This window comes from Mesorhizobium sp. M1A.F.Ca.IN.020.03.2.1, from assembly GCF_004023205.1.
Taxonomy (GTDB): domain Bacteria; phylum Pseudomonadota; class Alphaproteobacteria; order Rhizobiales; family Rhizobiaceae; genus Mesorhizobium.
The window spans coordinates 1-1,645 of the sequence record NZ_RZSV01000450.1 but is presented as its reverse complement, the minus strand read 5'-3'; the positions used below and the strand labels follow the sequence as shown (position 1 = coordinate 1,645).

Sequence of the window (1,645 nt, the reverse complement as noted above, 5' to 3'; positions counted from 1 at the left end):
CGAGCTCGTGCGGAACAGGGGGGGAGAGGGGGGCAAGGGGACAAATCGGAGGGATCACCCGCCCGAGGCGAAGCCGAAGGGGCGCGCTGGATCCGCTATGCGGATCCGCGTCGATCCTGCACGAAGGGCGGGCCAGGCCCACGCGGAGGAAGGACGGGGAGACCGATTTTCCCCTTGCAGGGGAGAGGGGGCAGCGCCCCCTTCCCCTTTTAAGTCATGACGAGGAAGATTTCCCTCAATCTGGCGTTACTGGTCGGTGGAATCCGTTAGTCGCGGTTGATGCCCGCCAGTAGGATATTGGTCTTCTTGTAATAGTCCGGATCGTCAAGACCTTCTTCCCGCTCGAGAGGAAAAACGCTGCCGGATCCGCGTTGAGGGTCTTCCGGAAGAGGTCAGGGTCATTGCTTGGAAGGCGCAAGCCAGACTATGCCAACGATATCGTCGGCTCGCCTTCGCCGGTAAGCCGCAACCGAAGGTTATCACTGCGATTGCCCGTCGTCATTCTGAACCGCCGAGCAGCTCGGCAGATCCAGTCGGAAATCCGTGGCCTAAGGGAATGATCTGCACTTTTGATCATGAGGCAGATCAGATAGATTCGATGCCCCGTGTACGCGCAAGGGAGTCAGCGCTCACTCGGCATTGCAATTGCCCTCTGAAACTCTTCCTCGGTCGCCAGTCGGCGGCCTGATCGATCTGTTTTGTCGCTACATCTTACATCTTCTCTCGTTTATTAGGCCTGCCTTTTCTGGACTTCTGGCCGCGTTTCGGGTCCGAACAGATCGAGCGTGGTTACGCCAAGACTCTTTTCCATGCGATCCAGCATGGACAGCTTCACGTCTCGAATGCCACGCATCATCCCGGACATATAAGCTTCCGACACACCGAGATGTTTGGCCAAGTCCTTGTTTTTCCAGCCCCGCAATGCCTTTAACCGCTTGAGGCCCTCGACGAAGCGATCTGGCACTGTTGGGAATTCTTCGCCTCGCCTCTTAACTAGAGCGTCACCGATCGAACTTGAGAAAAGAACGCTGCAGCGTGGATAGACAGGCGGACTGTTATCATCGTCGGTGCACAGCAAGCCCTCTTTCCAGAGAAACTCAATAGCGTCCTGAATCTGATTGCCGCTATATTGGCGGCACAACCACACTTCAATAACATCGAGAATTGGCACGGCTTCACTTGTTCGATGGCGTGGTAGCTCAGTCAAAATCGCTAATGGCAAAACCTGTATTGTCGTAATGTCTTTGTCATACATCTATGGCGCCTCGCTGTTCGCTTCCACCTGCTCAGGCGACCCCTACGCGACGATGGAAGATCGTAGGGAAATCTCCGCATCGTCACGATCACGCCAGATGGCGCTGCGAGCGCCCTTACCAAAAAGACAGAGGCCGCCTCGCCTGGCGTGTTGATCAGAACGCTCTCTTTTAGCATCCACTCTCCATCTGCCACTGATCTGCGTTGCTGATATCATTTATCGACTTTCCTGCCTTATTTGAGCCCGACTAGATGACTTTTAGGCCCTCTCTCACGGATTGATGACCGGCACTCCAGCCGTCTGGAAAGGTGACGTGTCGCGAGTGGCAACGGAAGAGCCGTGGGAAGCTGCTATGGCAGCGGTATATCCATCAGGGTTGAGGGCCAGGGG

1 protein-coding gene and 1 pseudogene are annotated in these 1,645 nt (G+C 55.9%); both read right to left on the bottom strand.

What is annotated here, in order from left to right:
• Positions 1-730: 730 nt before the first annotated feature.
• Positions 731-1,255 carry a helix-turn-helix transcriptional regulator gene (locus EOA79_RS31930; RefSeq protein WP_128161291.1) on the bottom strand — a complete coding sequence of 175 codons (525 nt, stop codon included), beginning with the start codon at positions 1,253-1,255 and terminating at the stop codon, positions 731-733.
• 270 nt (positions 1,256-1,525) lie between these two features.
• Positions 1,526-1,645: pseudogene (locus EOA79_RS34210) on the bottom strand (type II toxin-antitoxin system VapC family toxin); the annotation flags it as partial.

What these genes read in the sequence shown, in the direction of transcription:
- EOA79_RS31930 (WP_128161291.1), bottom strand. Translation starts at nt 1,255, where the DNA reads ATGTATGACAAAGACATTACGACAATACAGGTTTTGCCATTAGCGATT.